The 18231-nt window shown below is 71.5% G+C and carries 19 protein-coding genes; 4 read left to right on the top strand and 15 right to left on the bottom strand.

Annotated elements, in window-relative coordinates; translation table 11 throughout:
• The first annotated feature begins 183 nt into the window (after window positions 1–183).
• The gene (locus QWI33_RS23580) at window positions 184–1098 is read left to right on the top strand and encodes a sugar kinase (protein WP_289959410.1); all 915 of its coding nucleotides are present in this window, start codon (window positions 184–186) and stop codon (window positions 1096–1098) included.
• Complete coding sequence (locus QWI33_RS23575) at window positions 1095–1694, top strand: bifunctional 4-hydroxy-2-oxoglutarate aldolase/2-dehydro-3-deoxy-phosphogluconate aldolase (protein ID WP_289959409.1); 600 nt, start codon at window positions 1095–1097, stop codon at window positions 1692–1694. Before QWI33_RS23580 ends, QWI33_RS23575 begins: the two co-directional genes overlap by 4 nt.
• Before the next feature lie 360 nt (window positions 1695–2054).
• On the opposite strand, the gene QWI33_RS23570 is transcribed toward QWI33_RS23575, so the two are convergent.
• The 12 genes from QWI33_RS23570 to QWI33_RS23515 all read right to left on the bottom strand — a co-directional run bounded on the left by QWI33_RS23570 (window position 2055) and on the right by QWI33_RS23515 (window position 13891).
• Window positions 2055–2570 carry an adenine phosphoribosyltransferase gene (locus QWI33_RS23570; protein WP_289959408.1) on the bottom strand — a complete coding sequence of 172 codons (516 nt, stop codon included), beginning with the start codon at window positions 2568–2570 and terminating at the stop codon, window positions 2055–2057.
• 141 nt (window positions 2571–2711) lie between these two features.
• Window positions 2712–3098, bottom strand: coding sequence for a DUF4234 domain-containing protein (locus QWI33_RS23565; protein ID WP_289959407.1), 387 nt, complete (start codon window positions 3096–3098; stop codon window positions 2712–2714).
• A 153-nt stretch (window positions 3099–3251) separates the two neighbouring features.
• Window positions 3252–4127: a carbohydrate ABC transporter permease gene (locus tag QWI33_RS23560; RefSeq protein ID WP_289959406.1), complete on the bottom strand. Its 876-nt coding sequence runs from the start codon at window positions 4125–4127 to the stop codon at window positions 3252–3254.
• A gap of 5 nt (window positions 4128–4132) precedes the next feature.
• Window positions 4133–5110, bottom strand: a complete 978-nt coding sequence (locus QWI33_RS23555) for a carbohydrate ABC transporter permease (RefSeq protein WP_289959405.1) — start codon at window positions 5108–5110, stop codon at window positions 4133–4135.
• A gap of 9 nt (window positions 5111–5119) precedes the next feature.
• Window positions 5120–6409: an ABC transporter substrate-binding protein gene (locus QWI33_RS23550; protein ID WP_289959404.1), complete on the bottom strand. Its 1290-nt coding sequence runs from the start codon at window positions 6407–6409 to the stop codon at window positions 5120–5122.
• A gap of 327 nt (window positions 6410–6736) precedes the next feature.
• Complete coding sequence (locus QWI33_RS23545; RefSeq protein ID WP_289959403.1) at window positions 6737–7942, bottom strand: ROK family transcriptional regulator; 1206 nt, start codon at window positions 7940–7942, stop codon at window positions 6737–6739.
• Between the two features lie 260 nt (window positions 7943–8202).
• A complete protein-coding gene (gene ptsP, locus QWI33_RS23540; RefSeq protein WP_353895549.1) occupies window positions 8203–9846 on the bottom strand; it encodes a phosphoenolpyruvate--protein phosphotransferase in 1644 nt (547 codons plus the stop codon).
• Window positions 9847–9870: 24 nt separating this feature from the next.
• Window positions 9871–10137 (bottom strand): HPr family phosphocarrier protein, encoded by a 267-nt coding sequence (locus QWI33_RS23535; RefSeq protein ID WP_289959401.1) that lies wholly within the window; start codon window positions 10135–10137, stop codon window positions 9871–9873.
• Between the two features lie 23 nt (window positions 10138–10160).
• Window positions 10161–11633: a PTS fructose transporter subunit IIC gene (locus QWI33_RS23530; RefSeq protein ID WP_289959400.1), complete on the bottom strand. Its 1473-nt coding sequence runs from the start codon at window positions 11631–11633 to the stop codon at window positions 10161–10163.
• A gap of 46 nt (window positions 11634–11679) precedes the next feature.
• Entirely contained in the window at window positions 11680–12129 is a 450-nt protein-coding gene (locus tag QWI33_RS23525; RefSeq protein ID WP_289959399.1) for a PTS sugar transporter subunit IIA, read from the bottom strand.
• Between the two features lie 17 nt (window positions 12130–12146).
• Window positions 12147–13133, bottom strand: a complete 987-nt coding sequence (locus QWI33_RS23520) for a 1-phosphofructokinase family hexose kinase (RefSeq protein WP_289959398.1) — start codon at window positions 13131–13133, stop codon at window positions 12147–12149.
• A complete protein-coding gene (locus QWI33_RS23515) occupies window positions 13130–13891 on the bottom strand; it encodes a DeoR/GlpR family DNA-binding transcription regulator (RefSeq protein ID WP_289959397.1) in 762 nt (253 codons plus the stop codon). The genes QWI33_RS23520 and QWI33_RS23515 overlap by 4 nt, the downstream gene beginning before the upstream one ends.
• A 198-nt stretch (window positions 13892–14089) precedes the next feature.
• Between QWI33_RS23515 and QWI33_RS23510 the strand changes: the two genes are divergently transcribed.
• Both QWI33_RS23510 and QWI33_RS23505 read left to right on the top strand, forming a co-directional pair.
• The gene (locus tag QWI33_RS23510) at window positions 14090–14596 is read left to right on the top strand and encodes an O-acetyl-ADP-ribose deacetylase (RefSeq protein ID WP_289959396.1); all 507 of its coding nucleotides are present in this window, start codon (window positions 14090–14092) and stop codon (window positions 14594–14596) included.
• A 64-nt stretch (window positions 14597–14660) separates the two neighbouring features.
• Window positions 14661–15536 (top strand): hypothetical protein, encoded by an 876-nt coding sequence (locus QWI33_RS23505; RefSeq protein WP_289959395.1) that lies wholly within the window; start codon window positions 14661–14663, stop codon window positions 15534–15536.
• A gap of 4 nt (window positions 15537–15540) precedes the next feature.
• Here the strand turns inward: QWI33_RS23505 and QWI33_RS23500 are convergent, their stop codons facing one another.
• From QWI33_RS23500 to QWI33_RS23490, 3 genes are all read right to left on the bottom strand, one after another.
• Window positions 15541–16104, bottom strand: a complete 564-nt coding sequence (locus QWI33_RS23500; protein WP_289959394.1) for a 3'-5' exonuclease — start codon at window positions 16102–16104, stop codon at window positions 15541–15543.
• Between the two features lie 32 nt (window positions 16105–16136).
• Window positions 16137–17300: a methyltransferase gene (locus QWI33_RS23495; protein ID WP_289959393.1), complete on the bottom strand. Its 1164-nt coding sequence runs from the start codon at window positions 17298–17300 to the stop codon at window positions 16137–16139.
• A gap of 274 nt (window positions 17301–17574) precedes the next feature.
• On the bottom strand, window positions 17575–18213 hold the full coding sequence (locus QWI33_RS23490; RefSeq protein WP_289959392.1) for a class I SAM-dependent methyltransferase: 639 nt from the start codon (window positions 18211–18213) through the stop codon (window positions 17575–17577).
• Window positions 18214–18231: the final 18 nt, after the last annotated feature.

The raw sequence follows: 18231 nt of genomic DNA, 5'->3' as shown, positions 1-18231 counted from the left end.
CAAGGTGAGAGGCCTGTGTCACAGAGTCTACGCGGAAGCGGACCTCGAGCTGGGAACCCGGCACGGGATGGCGGGCGGGCGGCGTCCGCTCCTGCGCCCGCCCCTGTGTGTATGCGTTTTCCAGTCGGTAGGCTGAAGCCACCGCTTGCCAACCCCTGCACGCGCGGACACGAACGGAGCCACATGGACGTCCTGTGCCTGGGCGAGTCGATGATCGTCCTCGCCCCCGCCGCCGCCGAGCCCCTGCGCGGCGCCGTCGACCTCCACATGGGCGTCGCCGGCGCCGAATCCAACGTCGCCGTCGCCCTCGCACGCCTGGGCGCCCGCGCCGCATGGTGCGGCAAGACCGGCGACGACCCCCTCGGCCGGCGCATCCGCGACGTCCTCGACGACGCCGGCGTCGACTGCGCGCTCGTCCAGACCGACCCCGACCGGCCCACCGGCGTCTACTTCAAAGACCCCGGGCCCGGCGGCACCCGCGTCCACTACTACCGGCGCGGCTCGGCCGCCTCCACCATGCGGCCCGGCCACCTCGCCGGCATCGACGCGCCGCGCCTCCTCCACCTCTCGGGCATCACCCCGGTCCTCTCCGACACGTGCGCCGCGCTCGTCGACGAACTCCTCATCGACCGGGCCCTGGACCCGGCGCTGGTGAGCTTCGACGTCAACTACCGGCCCGCGCTGTGGCCGGTGAGCGAGGCCGGACCGGCCCTGCGGCGGCTCGCCGACGCGGCCGACATCGCGTTCGTCGGGCTCGACGAGGCCCAGGTCCTCTGGGGCACCGCGACCGCCGAGGACGTCCGCGAGCTCCTGCCCGGGGCCGGCGTGCTCGTCGTCAAGGACGGCGGCAACGGCGTCACCGCGTTCGAAGGCGGCAAGGCCGTCTTCGCCCCCGCCGAGCCGGTCGACGTGGTCGAACCGGTCGGCGCCGGCGACGCGTTCGCCGCCGGATTCCTGTACGGCCGCTTGCGAGAAGCCTCGCTCGAGGCGTCGATGCGGCTGGGCCACCGGCTCGCCGCGGGCGCCCTGCAGACCGTCGGGGACCTCGCTCCCCCGCCGCCACCCGAGACCGTCCGAGCCATCCTGGAGGACCAGTGACCATTGACCAAGGCGCATTCTTCGACCGCCTCTTCGCCGGCCAGCGCGTCATGGCGATCTGGCGGGGCCTGCCCGCCGAAGAGACCGTCGAGCTGTCCGAGCGCGTGTGGGACGCCGGGTTCGACCTGGTCGAGGTCCCGATCGGCAAGCCCGGCCAGGAGGCGGCGCTGGCCGCCGCGGTGAAGGCCGCCGAGCCGGGCGGGCGCTCGGTGGGCGCGGGCACCGTGGTGTCCGCCGGGCACGTCGAGCGCGCCGCCGCGGCGGGCGCGGCCTACACGATCGCGCCGGGTCTGAACCCGGCGGTGCTGGAGGCCTCGCATGCGGCCGGGCTGCCGCACCTGCCGGGTGTGGCGACGGCCAGCGAGGTCGGGCTCGCGCGGGACCTGGGGTGCACCTGGGTGAAGGTCTTCCCGGCCTCGACGCTCGGGCCGGAATGGTTCAAGGCGATGCACGGGCCGTTCCCGGAGATGAAGTTCGTGGCCACGGGCGGTGTCGGCCCGGACGAGATCGACACCTACATCAAGGCGGGGGCCTCGGTCATCGGCATGGGTTCGGCCCTGGCCGATCCGGCGAACCTGGCGAAGCTCGTCGGCTGAGCGGCGCTTCTGCAAAGGCGATGGCGCGTGACATGTCACCGGTCACGCGCCATATGCTTGTCTTGGTGCCGCCGGGGCCGGCGCGGTCGAGGCGAGCCGGAGTACTGCTCCGGCGAGCGCGACGAGGCGGTCGGCGCGGCCGGGCTCGCGACGGCCGAGGCGTGCGAGCGGGCCGGGTGCCGCTGAAGTTCGCCCGCTCCTAGGTCAAGCGCGGCGGCGAGGGGTCGGTGCGGTCACTCCGGTCGGTCGCGGCATGTGACATGTCACGTACTACCGGTATTGCGGGCCCCCCGGTACCACCCTGGCAGGTGGGTGCGACAGCCCTTGCTCGTGAAGGCGACTCGGGTTCGCTCGGCGGACTCAGAGCTTGCCGAGGAGGGAGACCACCGGGTAGCCGTCGAGGCGGTCGCGGCCTGAGAGGGCGGCGATCTCCAGGAGTGCGGCGCAGGCGGCGACGGTGCCGCCGAGGCTCTCGACCAGGCGCACTCCGGCGGCCATGGACTCGCCGGTGGCGATGACGTCGTCGACCAGGAGCACCCGGTCGCCCTTGCGGACGGCGTCCTTGTGCATCTCGACGCGCACTTCGGCGTACTCGCCGCGGTAGGTCTCGACCGCGGCCTCGCGCGGGAGCTTCCCGGCCTTGCGGATCGGGATGAGCGGGGTGCCGGTGCGGTCGGCGAGCGGGGCGGCCCAGAGGAAGCCGCGGGCGTCGAACGCGGCGATCGCGTCGTACGGGTGGGCCTCGCAGGCCTCGAGGAGCCGGTCGACCGAGGCGCGGAAGGCGTCAGGGGCGGCGAGCAGCGGCGTAATGTCGCGGAAGCCGACCCCCGGCTCGGGGAAGTCGGGGACGACGGGCACGTATTCGGTCAGATCCACAGCGGCAAGGTTAACCGGTCGCGCGCCGCCCGGGCACCGCTGCGGCGGTCCAGTGGCATATCACGCGTCACGTACCGCGAAGCCCCCGGCCGATGCATCGGCCGGGGGCTTCGCCTCCGCGTGGGCTATGGCAGGGGGGTCCTAGACGTGGACGGGCTGGCGGGCCTGCACGGCGTTGACGACCAGGTTCTGCTGGGCCTGGATGTAGCAGAGGTTCGTGCCGGCGAGGAAGCACAGCAGGGTGGCCACGCCGGTGTTGAACGTCGGGGTCAGGCCGGCGGCCTCCTGCTCGGCCTTGATGGAGGCGCACAGCTTGAACCAGTTGATGATCGGCACGATGAACAGGGTGATGAAGCCGAACAGGATCCACACCACGAGGCTGGAGCCGCTGACGTTCTTCGGGTTGTCCGGGTTGACGGCCTTGATCTGGGTCGCGGTCTTGGCGTACCAGAACAGGCCGTAGATGCCGAAGCTGACGAGGGTGAGGCCCCACACGCCGAAGGGGGACCGGATCTTCAGTTCTTCCATTGGGGATGGCTCCTTGCAAAAGGGATTTTCGGGCGAGGTCAAAGCGCACGGCCGCGGGTGGGGACCCGCGGCCGGTTGGGCACACTGTGACCTAAGTGGCGCTCACATTATCATTCTCGTTCGTCGCCTATGGAGCGAGGCGACTCGTCGGCGTCACCCCTTGAGGCCGGTCTGCGCCACGCCCTGCACCAGGAAGCGCTGCAGGAACAGGAACACGAACACCAGCGGGAGGATCGCCACGGCGGCGGCCATGAACAGCTGCGGCAGGTTCACCGTCTGCGAGGTCAGGAACGTCGAGAGTGCGACCTGCACGGTCCACGAATCGGACGAGCGGCCGATGACCAGCGGCCACAGGAACGAGTTCCAGGACGTCACGAACGTGATCACCGCGATCGCGGCGAGGAAGCCCTTCGAGTTGGGGATGACGATGCGCCAGAACGAGCCCCAGTACCCCAGCCCGTCCACCCGCGCGGCCTCCTCGAGCTCCTTGGGGAAGCTCAGGAAGTACTGCCGGCACAGGAACGCGACGAACCCGTTGAACAGCGTCGGGATGATCAGGCCCCTGAGGTCCGAGACCCAGCCGAGGCTGGAGACCATCACGAAGCTCGGCAGGAACGTGATCGCGCTGGGCACCATGAGCGTCGCCAGGATCGCGTAGAACACCTTGTCGGCGTGCCGGTACGGGATGCGGGCGAGGCCGTAGCCGGCCGTCGTGCACAGGAACAGCGTGCCGGCCGTGGTGAGCACGGAGACCATGGCGGAGTTGAGGAGGCTCCGCGCCATCGGCACCTTCTCATCCTTGAACAGCTCGGTGAAGTTGCCCCACTGGACGTCCGTGGGGAACCACATCCACCCCGGCGCGGTGATGTCCTCTGTGGTGGACAGGGCGTTGCGCACGATCAGGTAGAACGGGATCAGGAAGAGCACTGCGATCAGGCACAGCCCGATGAAGTTGAGGGCGCGCGAGGCCCGCGAGCCGACGCCGGGCCTGTATCCGACCGGTTTGCGCCGGTTCTCTGTGGACACCATGCCGGTCACCGTCCTTCCGGTTTGCCGAAGCCGAGGAGCTTGCCCTGGAAGAGGGTCACGATCGCGATCAGGAGCGCCAGGATGAGCGCTCCCGCCGAGCCGCGGCCGAGGTCCTGGCTCGTCCCCAGCGAAGTGTGGAACAGGTAGATCAGCGGGGTCCGGGCGTACGGGACGTTCCCGGAGTTGGGCAGCAGGTTCCAGAACTCGTCGAAGGCCTGGTAGGCCGCGATGAGCACGAGCATCAGCACCGCCACCGAGGAGGCCCGCAGGTGCGGCAGCGTGATGTGCCAGAAGGTCTGCCAGCCGGCCTTCGCACCGTCCATGTAGGCGGCCTCGTAGAGGTGCTCGGGGATCTGCTGCAGCGCCGCGATGAACAGGATCATGTAGAAGCCGCACTGGATCCACAGGCGGAGCGAGGCGATGACCAGCCAGAACCACGGCGGGTCGTTCCCGAACAGCCAGGGGATGTTCTCGACCCCGAACCCGCCGAGCACGACGTTGGCCATGCCGTAGCGCACCCCGGCGAAGATCGACATCTTCCACACCAGCGACGCGACCACGTACGAGCACGCGAAGGGCAGGAAGAACACCGAGCGGAAGAACGCCCGCATGATGCGGACCTTGTTGACCGACAGAGCGAGTCCGAGCGACGAGGCGAACGTGATCGGCACGATGATCGCCGCGAAGACGGAGAAGGTGATGAGGCTCCGCCGGAAGTCGGCGTTGGTGAGCATGGCGACGTAGTTGTCGAACCCGACGAAGTCCTCGGACGCGGGGGTGACGGTGTTGCGCGCGTCGAAGAGCGACAGGTACGCGGACCAGCCGACGGGAATGTACGTGAAGATGATCAGGCCGAGCAGGAACGGCCCGACGAAGTACCAGAAGGCGAGGTTGCGGCCGCCGAACGTCCGGCGGCGGCGGGGGCGTCGTGACGTCCCCGCTGCCGCCGGAGCCGGATCGGCCGTCGTGTCGGTGACGGCCATATCGGTCCCCTACCCGAAGATGCCGTCGAGCTCGGTGTTGACCGTCTCGATGGCCTTCGCCAGCTCGGCCTCCGGGTCGTTGCCCTCGATGGCGATGTTGCTGAGCATGTCGTTGACGGCGGTGTTCATCGCCGGCGTCCAGTCGGGGTTCTCGGCCCAGCCGTACTCCTCCGAGATGGCGACGGCCTCGGCGGCCGGTCCGGTGCTCAACTGGTCGGCCTCCGCCCGCAGCGAGAGCCGCGAGGGAATGTGGAAGCCGTAGCTCAGGCACCAGTCCAGGATGGCCTCCTTGTTGTCGACCCACAGCCACTTGGTGAAGGCCTTGGCCGCGTCGACGTTCTTGCCGTTGGCGTTGACGAACGTGGCCCAGCCGCCGTTGAAGACGGTCGGCGTGCCGCCGACGAAGCCGGGGCACGGGAAGATGCCGATGTCGTCGCCGAGGTTCTCGATGAGCGCGGGCATGGTCCACAGCCCGGTCCAGGACATGGCGCAGAGCCCCTGGATCATCGACGAGGGGTCCCACCAGTCGGTGGGCGCGCCGAGCAGGAGCGAGCCGGAGTCGTTGAGCTGCTTGACCTGGAGGGCGCCTTCGGCCATCCGCGGGTCGTTGAATCCGGCCTGCATGTCGGCGCCGATGAACGACAGGCCGAGGCTGTTGATCATGTGCTGCCCCAGCCGGTCGGTGCCGCCGGCCGCGCCGAAGTCGATGCCCTTGACGTCGCCGGTGGTCAGCTCCGCGGCGATCGCGATCAGCTCTTCGAAGGTGGTCGGCGGCGCGGTGATGCCCACGGCCTCGAACATGCTGGGGCGGTACACGATGTACTGCGGGTCGTCGATCATGTTGATGCCGTAGACGGTGCCGTCGATCGTGTTCCGCAGGAGGTCGCCCTCGGGAATGTCGTCGATGACGTCCGCGATGATGTCGTCGAGCGGCACGACCTGGCCGGCCTCGACCATGCCGCGGTTGAGGTGGCTCTCGAAGACGTCGGGTGCGTCGTCGGTCAAGAGTCCCGAGGCGAGCGCGGCGTCGTAATCGCCGGGAATCCACTCGACGGTCACGTTGGCGTCGGCGTAGTCAGCGGCGTAGCCCTTGGCCGCTTCCTGGGTGCCGTCCTCGCCGTACTCGTGGTACCACTGCAGCAGGGAGACACCGTCGCCCTGCTCCTCGCGGCCGGTGTTGCTCCCGCAGGCGGCCAAGGCGCCGGCGCCGGCGGTCATGCCGCCGAGCGCGAGCATGCGCCGGCGGTTCATCATGAACTTGGCGAACGCTTTCTTCGAAGGGTGGCTGTCAGCGACCATCTCTTAGCTCCTCGCTACGTTGAGAGGTGAAGGGCTCCCGAGCGGCCCCGGTTCGACACCGCATCGGGGAATCAACGTGCATCGATTCGCCTCCCAGTGTTACGAGCGCCACTCACTTTGTCAATGGGTTGAAGTAAGTGTTCGGATAACGATTTGCGCTCGGTCGCGCCCCTCGCGAAGGGCCCGAAACTTCCAGGAACACTGCCTTGAGCAGCACGAACAGCGCCCACCGGCATGGCGGAACCGGAGGCGCCGGACTCAGAAAGACGGCTCAGCGAGCGTTCGCCGCCGCGAAAAGCACGCGCTTGCGCGCTCGCGGCGGCGTCTTCAGCGGCGGCTGCGGGAGCCGACCGTGTTCAGGCGGTTCAGGTGGCCCTCCAGCGCCAGCGCGGCGGCGCCGAGCGCGACCATGTTGCGCTCCTGGCCGTTGCGCTTGAGGCGGGCGGCCTTGAGCGGGGCCTCCATGGCGTGGTCGGCGAGGCGGCGCTCGAACTCGGGGACGAGGGCGTCGCCGAGGACGCTGGTGACCCAGCCGTCGAAGACCACCAGGTCGGGGTTGAAGAGGTTGAGGAGGTTCGCGACGCCGGCGGCGAGGTATTCGGCGACGGTCTCGACGGTGCGGACCGCGGTGGCCTCGCCGGCCTCCCAGGCGGCGGCGAGCGCGGCCATGGCCTCGGTCTGCGAGCCGACGGCCGCGCGGCCGTCGAGTTGGCCCCAGTGCCAGAGGATCGCGGGGGCGCCGACGTAGGCCTCGATGCATCCTTTTGCGCCGCAGCGGCATTGGGGGCCGGCGGGGTTGATGGTGGTGTGGCCCCACTCCCCCGCGGAGTTGGTGGCGCCCCGGTAGAGCTGGCCGCCGAAGGCGAGGCCGGCGCCGACGCCGGTGCCGAGGATGAGCACGGCGAGGCGGTCGACGCCGCGGCCGTCGCCGAACCAAAGTTCGCCGACGGTGATGGTCTTGAGCGGGTTGTCGAGGTAGATGGGGACGCCGAGCTGGAGGCGGTCGTCGAGGAGCTTGCGGAAGGGGACGTCGTGCCAGTTCCAGTTGGGGGCGAAGCCGGAGACGCCCCAGGTGACGTCGACCTGGCCGGGGAGGCTGACGCCGAGGCCGAGGATGGCGCGGTCGCCGAGGCGTTCGCGGATCTGGTCCATGGCCGAGGCGATGTGGCCGATGACCTGGTCGGGGGCGTTCTCGCTGGGTTCCATGCGCTCTTCGACGCGGTCGACGACGGTGAGGGTGAGGTCGTAGACCTCGAGGTAGACGTAGGTCTCGGCGACGTCGACGCCGATCATGACGCCGCCGCCGGCGTTGGGTGCGAGCAGGGCGCGGGGCCTGCCGCCGCCGGAGTCCTCGCGGCCCACCTCTACGACGACGCCGAGTTCGATCAGGTCGGTCACCAGGTTGGAGACCGTCGCGACGCTGAGGTCGGTCTCGCGGGCGAGGATCTGGCGGGAGGTCGGTGCGTCCGCGATCAGGTGCCGGAGCACTGCGAAGCAGTTGCGGAGGCGGATGTCGCGCGAGGTGGACTTCATGGATGCATGGTACGGCCCGAACGCCGCCTTTGTAAATGGGTTAGATGAAGGGTCCGTCATCGGCCGGGCCGGTGATGCCGCAGGCAGTGCGCTTGCCAAACTACCATTGGTAATACGTCACATGTCATGTATCACCGCGAACCGGGGTATGTCGGGTCACCGGGCGGTGGGAGGCGGCATGTCACGCGGCACCGGTGAAGCACCCGAAAATCGGTTCGGCGGGCACCCGTGACGAAGCCGGCGGCCCGGCGCCCCGGCGGTCAGTAGGCGGCGACCGCGAGGCGGGCTTCGGACCCTTCGTTGGCGTGCAGGGCTTCGGCGGCCATGCCGGCGCAGTCCGCGAGGGTGCGCGTGGAGAGCTCCGCGCGGACGGCCGCGACCGCGCTGGGTGCCATGGAGAGGCTCGTGACGCCGAGTCCGACGAGGACGCACGCCAGCAGCGGGTCGCTCGCGGCCTCGCCGCACACGCCGACCGGTTTCTCGGCCTCGCGCCCGGCCTCGGCGGCGAGGCTCACCAGGTCGAGCAGTGCGGGCTGCCACGGGTCGAGCAGTTCGGCGAGCGCGCCGTTCATGCGGTCGGCGGCGAGCGTGTACTGGCCGAGGTCGTTGGTGCCCAGGCTCGCGAAGTCGCAGCCGTCGAGGACGCGGGAGGCGCGGAGCGCCGCGGCCGGGACCTCGATCATGGTGCCCGCCGTGGCGAGTCCGTGGGCGCGGCACTGGTCCGCGAACGCGGCGGCCTCGCCGGGGGTGGCGACCATCGGGGCCATGACCCAGACGTCGGCGGTGTGCTTCGCCGCCGCGGCGCTGATGGCGGTGAGCTGGTCATCCAGGAGGGCCGCTCCGGCTTCGGTGCGGGCCAGGCGGATGCCGCGCACGCCGAGCGCCGGGTTGGGCTCATCGCCGTGGTCGACGAACGGGAGCGGCTTGTCGGCGCCGGCGTCGAGGGTGCGGACGACGACCTTGCGGCCGGAGAACGCGGCGAACACCTGCCCGTAGGCCTCGATCTGCTCGTCCACAGTGGGCGCGGTCTCGCGGTCGAGGAACAGGAACTCGGTGCGGAACAGGCCCACGCCCTCGCTGTCGACCGCGGCGGCGGCCGCGAGGTCGGCCTGCGAGCCGAGGTTGACCAGGAGCTGGACGGCGTGGCCGTCCGCGGTGCGTCCGGGCCCGCGGCTGGCCGCGAGGGCCGCGGCGCGGCGGGCCTCGGCGTCGAGGACGCGGCGGACCCGGCCCGGCTCGGGGTCGGGCACGACGAGCCCCGTGCCCCCGTCGACCAGGACCTCGGTGCCGTCCGCCAGCGCGGCGGCGGCCGGGCAGGCGACGACGGCGGGCAGGCCCATCGATTTGGCGAGGATCGCGGTGTGGCTGGTCGGTCCGCCCTGCTCGGTGATGATCGCGGCGACTTTGGCCGGGTCGAGGGCGGCGGTGTCGGCGGGGGCGAGGTCGCGGGCGACGAGGACGAAGCGGTGCCCGGGGTCGGGCAGGCCGGGCATGGGCAGTCCGAGGAGGACTGCGATGGTGCGGTCGCGCAGGTCGTCGAGGTCGGCGGCCCGTTCGGCGAGGTAGCCTCCGGCGGCTTCGAGGGCCGAGCGGAAGAACGCGAAGGCCTCGGCGATCGCGTGCGGTGTGGAGCGGCCGTCGCCGAGTGCCGCGGCGATCTTGTCGGCGAGGGCCGAGTCGCGGGGCATCATGGCCTGTGCGGAGAGGATCGCGGCGGTGGGGCCGTCGGCGCGGGCGGCGCGGGCGTCGAGGTCGGCGGCGACCGCTTCGAGTGCGTTGCGGGCCTTGGTGAGCGCGGCGTCGGTGTCGGGCTCGGGTCCGGTGTCGGCGGGCACCGCGGGGGGCGGTGCCAGCCGGGCGACGGGTGCGGCGGCCGTGCCCGGGCTGACGCCGATGCCTGTCATCTCTGTTGCGGTCACCGTCGGCTCCTACGCGTCGTGGTCGATCTTCAGGAAGGCTTCGAGGGCGTCGAGGGAGGCTTCGGCCCCGTCGCCTTCGGCTCGGAGGACGACTTCCTGGCCGCCTTCGGCGCCGAGGGTCATGATGTGGAGGATCGAGCCGGCGTCGACCGGGTCTTGGCCGGGTTTGCCGATGGTGACCTTGGCGGGCTGCTCGCGGGCGAGTTCGGTGAACATGGCCGCGGGTCGGGAGTGGAGTCCGACTTTGGAGGCGATGACGACGGTGCGTTCGGGCATGGCTGTTTTCCTTCCTCGTTGGGCTAGATGGTGACCAGCGACTGGTCGTCGGCCGCTTCGGCGGCCTTGGACTTCCAGGCGGTCTTGAGGGCGATGGCGCACAGGCAGGTCGCGGCGGTGCCGGCGAGGAGGGCGACGATGAAGCCGAGCGGGTCGCCGATGAGCGGGATGACCCAGATGCCGCCGTGGGGAGCCTGCAGTGTGGCGCCGAAGGCCATGGAGACCGCTCCGGCGACGGCGCCGCCGACCATGGTGGACGGGATGACGCGGAGCGGGTCGGCGGCGGCGAACGGGATGGCGCCTTCGGTGATGAAGAAGGCGCCCAGGAGCCAGGCGGCCTTGCCGGACTGGCGTTCGGCCTGGGTGAAGAGGCTGCCGCGGACGACGGTGGCGAGTGCGAGGCCGAGGGGCGGGACCATGCCGGCGGCCATGACGGCAGCCATGACGGTGAGGTCGCCGCTGGCGAGGGCGCCGACGCCGAAGAGGTAGGCGACCTTGTTGACGGGGCCGCCGAGGTCGAAGCCCATCATCGCGCCGAGGATCAGGCCGAGGAGGACGGCGTTGACGCCGGAGAGGCCGGCGAGCCAGTCGGTGAGCCAGGTCTGGGCTTCGGCGATGGGCTTGCCGACGACCACGAGCATGATGAAGCCGGTGGCGAAGACGCTGAGCAGGGGGATCACGACGATCCGCATGATCCCTGCGAACGCCTGGTTGGCTTTGATGAGTTTGAGCGCCATGACGATCGCGCCGGCGAGGAGGCCGGCGGCGAGGCCGCCGAGGAAGCCCGCGCCGACGGCCACGGCGATGAGGCCGCCGACGACGCCGGGTGCGATGCCCATGCGGTCGGCCATGCCGAAGGCGATGAACCCGGCGAGGATCGGGACGAGCATCGAGAACGCGAGCCCGCCGATGTAGAACATGAGGCCGGCGATGCCGGTCTGGTCGAGGATCGCCGTCGGGTCGGTGATGGCCTCGTAGGCGACGCCTTCGAACTCACCGCCGTTGACCTTGTTGGCGATCTCGGCGCCCCCGATGATGAACGCGAGCGCGATGAGGATGCCGCCTGCGGCGACGAACGGGAGCATGTAGGACACGCCGGTCATGAGCCAGAGGCGGAGTTTCGCGCCGGGGCCGAGCTTCGGTCCGGCCGGGGCCGCGGGCGCGGGTGCCGGGGTGTCGCCTGCGGGTGCGGCCTTGGCCTTCTCGACGGCCTCGTCGACCATCTCGGCGGCGTGGTTGATGCCGCGTTTGACGCCGGCGGAGACGATCGGCTTCCCGGCGAACCGCTCCTTGTCGCGGACGTCGACGTCGGCGGCGAAGATGACCGCGTCGGCGGCGGCGATCACGGCCGGGTCGAGGGCTTCGGCGCCGGCCGCGCCCTGGGTCTCGACGTGGATCTCGTGCCCGGCGGCGACGGCGGCCTGCTCGATCGCTTCGGCGGCCATGTACGTGTGGGCGATGCCGGTGGGGCAGGAGGTTACGGCTACGAGCTTCATTGTTCGTGCACCTTCTTCATTGGGCGGGCTGGTAATCGGGCAGTGTCTAGCCGGGCAGGGTCTGCTTGATGAGGGCGGCGACCGCTTCGGCGTCGGGGGCTTCGCGCAGGGCGGTCTTGAAATCGGCGTGGACGAGTTTGCGCGCCAGGGACGCGAGGATGGTCATGTGCTCCGAGCCGCCGCCTTCCGGTGCGGCGATGAGGAACACGAGGTCGGCGGGGCCGTCTTCGGAGCCGAAGTCGATGCCGCCGGCCGCGCGGCCGAAGGCGAGGCTGGGGGTGGTGACGTGGGCGCTGCGGGCGTGCGGGATGCCGATGCCGCCTTCGATGCCGGTGGGCATCTGCTCGTCTCGGGCGCGCACGTCGGCGAGGAACCCGTCGGTGTCGCTGACGCGTCCGGCGGCGGCGAGGAGGCGCGCGAGCTTGGCGGTGGCCTCGTGGCGGTCGGCCCCGGTGAGGTCGAGGTCGATCAGATCGGCGGTGATGAGGTCGGTCATGGCGGTGCTCCTTCGGTTCAGCTGTGCGCGTTCAGGACGAGGCCGGCGTCCGGGGTGCGGGTGACCGTGACGGCGTCGAGGTCGATGTCCTGCGGGCCGGGCATGATGCTGCCGGGCAGGGTGACCGCGGCGGTGCCCCAGGCGACGGCGGCGGCGAGCGCTTCGGGGCCGCGGCCCCCGGCGGCGAGGAAGCCCGCGAGCGCGGCGTCGCCGGCGCCCACCGTGCTGGCGAGGGGCCCGGCGAGCGGGGCCTTCGCGTGCCAGACGCCGTCGGCTTCGACGAGGATCGCGCCGTCGGCACCGAGCGAGGCGAGGACGGCTCCGGCTCCGGCGGCGCGGAGCGCCTCGGCGGCCGCGACGGCGTCCCCCATCGTCGTAATGGGGGTGCGGGCGGCTTCGGCGAGCTCTTCGAGGTTGGGTTTGACGAGGTCGGGCCGGGAGGCGAGGCACGCTTCCAGCGCCGCACCGGAGGAGTCGATGACCGTGACCGCCCCGGCCTCGCGGGCGCGTTCGACCAGTTCGGCGTAGAAGTCGGCGCCGACGCCGGGCGGGAGGCTCCCGCAGCCGGCGATCCAGGCGGTCGGCCGGTCGATGCTGCTCGAGGGCGTCTGCAGGGCGTAGTTCGGCGGCGCCGAGATGGCGGCGTCGAGCAGCTCTTCGATCTCCTCGGCCCGCAGGACCGGGCCGGACTCGTTGAGCTTGGTGACGGTGCCGTCGGATTCGGCGAGGGTGAGGTTGGAGCGGACCCCTTGGGAGACGGGCACTTCGATGATCGGGACGCCCGCCTCGGCGAGGAGGTCAAGCAGTTCGGTGCCGGCGTGACCGCCGCTGATGAGGACGGCCCGCGTGGCGTGGCCGTTGGCGACGAGCGCGCGGGAGACGTTGACACCCTTGCCGCCGGGGTCGACCCGGTCGCCTATGGCGCGCTGCACTTCGCCGCGGCGGAGCCGGTCGACCTCGATCGTGCGGTCCAGGCTCGGGTTGGCGGTGACGGTGACGATCATGCGCGCACCACTTTCAGCTCGGCGGCCTCGAAGTCGGCGGCGAGGCCGTCGTCGAGGCCGGTGTCGGTGACGAGCACGTCGACCTGGTCGATGGTGCCGAAGCGGGCGAGGCAGTCGTTGCCGGCCTTGGTGTGGTCGGCGACGACGACGGTCTTGCGGGCGGCGTTGATCATGGCGCGCTTGACGGCGGCCTCCCCGGTGTCCGGTGTGGTGAGTCCGCGTTCGACGCTGATGCCGTTGGCGCCCATGAAGGCGACGTCCACGTAGGTCTCGGCGAGGGCACGCAGCGCCCAGTCGTCGACCGCGGCCATGGTGCGGCGGCGCACCTTGCCGCCGACGATGAGGACGGTGAGGCGGGGCTTCGCGGCGAGGAGTGAGGCGATGAGGACGTCGTTGGTGACGACGGTGAGGTCGCGGTCGTGAGGGAGGGCCTGGGCGATACGCGCGGTGGTGGTGCCGGCGTCGAGGAGGATCGCGCCTTCATCGGGGACCTCGGCGAGGGCGGCGGCGGCGATGCGCTCCTTGGCGGCGGTCTGCACGGTGTCCCGCGCGGCCACGGTGGGCTCGAAGCCCATGCGCTCCAGAGGGATCGCGCCGCCGTGGACCTTCTTGACGACGCCCTGGCGCTCGAGGGCGGTGAGGTCGCGCCGAATGGTCTCGGTGGTGACCTCGTACTCGGCGGCCAGCACGGCGACGTCCACGCGGCCCTCGGTGCGCGCACGTTCGGCGATCCGCTGCTGACGCTCTTCCGCGAACATGTGGTTTCACCCCCGTTTCATTTGGATTTAATTGGTTATACCTGGTTGCTTGTGGCATTGTCAACGCGCTGCGGCGGCCTGAGCACATCACGAATCCATAACAAGCCTGTGACCTCGAACGTTACTGCCGCGCCTGCCGTCGGGCGCCGAAACGGCGGGCCCGGCGCCGAACCCGGCCGCGGCGTGTTTGCATGGGGCATGGGCATCCGGATCCTCAGCGGCGACATCACGAAGCAGCACGTGGACGCGATCGTCAACGCCGCGAACTCCTCGCTCCTCGGCGGCGGCGGCGTGGACGGCGCGATCCACCGCGCCGGAGGCCCCGCGATCCTCCAGGAGTGCCAGGAGCTGCGTCGCGGGCACTACGGCAAAGGACTGGCGACCGGCCAGGCCGTCGCGACCACCGCAGGGCGGCTCGACGCCCGCTGGGTCATCCACACCGTGGGCCCCGTCTACTCCCCCGCCGAGGACCGCAGCGCCCTCCTCGCCTCCTGCTACCGCGAATCCCTCGCCCTCGCCGACCGGCTCGGGGCCGACTCGATCGCGTTTCCCGCGGTCTCGGCGGGGGTATACGGCTGGCCCGCCGAGTCGGCCGCCGAGATCGCCGTCGCCGCCGCGCGCGAAGCCGCCGCAGGCGTCGCGGACATCAGATTCGTCCTGTTCACGGAGGAGCTGCTCACGGCATTCCGGAACGCACTGGACTGAACCGGACTGTCGCACCCGACCGGTACGGTCGGGCGCGCCACACTCGCCAGAAGGGGCCCGCCACATGAAGACGCTCAGCAAGGACGCGTTCGCCGCCGCAGAGCGGTACCTGATCCTCAACGCCCGCCTCATCGACCGGGCCCGCTTCGCCAACCGATTCCACGGCGGCCCGGCCGGAGCGGTCGTCCACGCCGTGCGCGCCTACCAGAACCCCGACGGCGGCTTCGGCCACGCCATCGAACCGGACCTGCGCGGCGCCGGCAGCCAGCCGCAAGGCGCCGAAGTCGCCCTCTGGGCGCTCGACGAGGTCGGCGCCTTCGAGGAGACCATCGTGCTCGCCGCCTGCGCCTGGCTCGAAGCGAACGCCACCGCCGAGGGCGGCGTGCCGTGGGTGCTGCCGAGCGTCCTCGGCGACGAGCGCGGCCCCTGGTGGCAACCGCAGGGCGAGCAGCCACCGGCGGCAATCAACCCGACCGCGCCGATCGTGGGCCTCCTGCACGCCCACAACGTCAAGCACCCCTGGCTGGAGACCGCCACCGCGTTCTGCTGGCGGGCGATCGCCGACCTGGACGAGGTCGGCGCCTACGACGCGATGTGCGTGCTCGCCTTCCTCGAACGCGCCCCCGACCGCGAACGGGCCCGGACCGAGTTCGACCGCCTCGGCCCCTCCCTGCGCGCCAGCGCGGCACTGGACCCGGACGAGCCCGGGCACACCCATTCCCCGCTCGACCTGGCCCCGACACCCGACTCACTGGCCCGCGGCCTGTTCAGCGACGAGGAGATCGGCCGCCACCTCGACCACCTCGTGGAGGAGCAGGGGGCCGAAGGCGGTTGGGCGCCGAACTTCGCGATGTGGACCCCGGTGGTCGCCCACGAGTGGGGCGGCTTCCTGACACGGTCCACACTGGCGACGCTGGACGCGTACGGCCGCATCGCGTAACCGCTCAGGCCCCGGGCCACTCGCCCTTGCCGGCGAGGTCGAGAACGACCGCGGCGATGTTCCAGGCGTCGTCGGCGCCGCTGTGGTGGCGGCCCTCCAACGGTAGGCCCGCGATCTGGAGCGCCTGGGCCATCCCGGGCCTGCGGCGCAGCCCCCTGGCCTCGGTGAAGCGCAGTTTCGCGTTCACATGCCGCCGCCCGAACGGGTAGCGGGTGCCGGTCGCCTGGCATTGGCGCTCGAACTGCTTGCGGTCGTAGTCGCCCCAGCTCGCCCACGGCCGCGAGTCCGCGCGGTGCTCGGCGGTGAGGAGGCGGCAGGCTTCGGCGAACGCGACGCCGGTGTCGACCTCCTCCTGGGTGAGGCCGGTGAGTGCAGTGCAGAACGCGCTGACGCGGGACCGCTGTGGCCGCACCAGGATGCGGTGCTTGGCGAGGCGCGCTCGCGCGTCGAGGTCGACGACGGTGAGGCCGATCTCGATGATCTCGTTGACCGCGCCGGGCGGCGGCGGGCCCTCCCAGCAGGTCGCTTCGACGTCGACCACATTGAGCAGGTTCCCTGTTGCTTCCATGCGGTGCAGCGTATGCGGGTGCCGCAAGGGGCTCAATCGGTTTCGGGCCGCAGGCGCCAGAGCGAGGTCACCTCCCTGCGGCGGGCGTCGGCGAGGAGGTCGGGGCTGCGCTCGGTCCCGGGGTGGGTCGGGAGGGTCTCCAGCCGCCCGGTGACGACGAGCCCGGCGCCCGCGATGGCGTCGAGGAGGTCGGCGCGGGTGCGCAAGCCGAGGTGCTCGGCGAGGTCGGAGAGGACGAGCCAGCCTTCACCGCCGGGGCGCAGGTGGTCGGCGAGGCCGGTGAGGAAACCGTTGAGCATGGCGGCGTCGGGGTCGTAGACGCCGCCTTCGACGGCGGAGACGGGTCGGCCGGGCAGCCAGGGCGGGTTGCAGACGACCAGGTCGGCGCGGCCGTCCGGGTAAAGGGCGGTGCCGGTCGCTTCGATGCGGTCGGCGAGGCCGAGGCGTTCGGCGTTGTCGCGGGCGCAGGCGAGCGCGCGGGGGTTGACGTCAGTGGCCGCGACGCGGTCGAAGCCGCGGCGGGCCAGGACCGCGGCGAGCACGCCGGTGCCGGTGCCGAGGTCGAAAGCAGTACGGGCGAAAGCAGTGCGGGCGGAGGCGGTGCGGCTGTGGGTGGTGTCGGTCCGCTCGGGCAGTGGCGCGCGGGCCACGAGGTCGATGTACTCGCCGCGGATCGGTGAGAACACGCCGTAGTGGGGGTGGATGCGAGCGTCGAGCGCGGGGACGTGGACGCCCTTCTCGCGCCACTGGTGCGCGCTGAGCACGCCTTGGAGTTCGGTGACGGCGACGGCGACCGGGCGGGTCGATGGGCCGTACGCCTCGGTGCAGGCCTGCCGCACGTCGGGCGCGCGGTGCAGGTCCAGGTCGTAGCCGTCGCCGAGTACGACGATGAGCCGCCCCAGGAGCCGGGCGCGGTGGCCGCGGTACTGGCGGTGGCGGTGGAAGGTCTCGGCGGCGGTCCCCTGCGACCCGCGCGGTTCGCGGATGCGGCGGTCCATGGCGCGCAGCAGCTGCCGGGCGTTGTGGAAGTCGCCGCGCCACAGCAGGGCCGTGCCCTTCGCGGCGAGCCGGTACGCGGTGTCGGCCTTCATGCGGTCGTCGGCGACGACGATCTCGGCCGGCGGCGGCGTGGCGTTCTCGGAGTGCCACGCGGCGGTGCGGCGTTCGCCGGCTTCGGTCCAGCTGATGGCGGACATGGGTCTCCCGGTGATCGAAGGTGCGCGGGCGGCGGCATGGCGATCGAGGGCGGTGCCGCGGCCTCCTGGGCCGGGTGCCGCTCCCGCATCGACATGCGGAGGCCTCGGTCGACCGGTGCCTGGGGCACCGTCGCCACCGCTTTCACCGAATGCCAGAGTCTTCCACAGGGCCCGGTACGCCGGGTTTGCGGCCGGTAGCGAGCGGGTGCGGGCTCACCGGGGACGGTCCGGACGGGATCACCGGTCCGGAGCACTCAGCTGGATCCCCGCCCGGTTACGCGGGCTTGCGGGCCGTGCCGACGATGTGCGGGCTCTTCGAGACCGGGAACGGCAGGAACGCGAACCGCTCCTCGCTCATGCCGGCGGTGTCGAACCCGGCCGCGCGGATCGCGCCGAGGGTGTCTCGGGAGAGGTGGCAGCCGCCGTTGAGGTGCGTCCAGAGCACGGCGTCCAGGACCTTCTCGGTCGCATGCCGGGCGCGACCGGCCGAGCCGACGTGCTCGAAGCCGACCAGCGTCCCGCCCGGTTTGAGGACCCGCGCGATCTCGGCCAGCGCGTCGGCCTGGCTGTCGACCGAGCAGAGGACGGCGGTGGCGACGACGGCGTCGAACGAGCCGGTCTCCACAGGGAGGGCTTCGGCGGTGCCTTCGACGATCGCGGCCTTGAGGCCGAGTTCGTCGGCGCGGTCGCGGGCGAGGTCGCGGAAGTGCTCCTCGGGTTCGACGGCGACCAGTTCGGTCACGGCCTCGGGATAGTGGGGGAAGTTGGCGCCGAAGCCGCAGCCGATCTCGAGGACGCGGCCTTCGAGCGGGGCGAGGAGGCGGGCGCGCTCGGCGGCGAGTCCCCGCTCCTCGAGGCGGGCGGCGGCGTCGGGGTACCAGCGGGCGAACAGGGGGCGCTTGCGGCGTGCCATGGGGTGTCCTCTCATCCG

Source organism: Glycomyces tritici, assembly GCF_030403505.1.
This window is presented reverse-complemented; position numbering and strand designations above follow the sequence as displayed.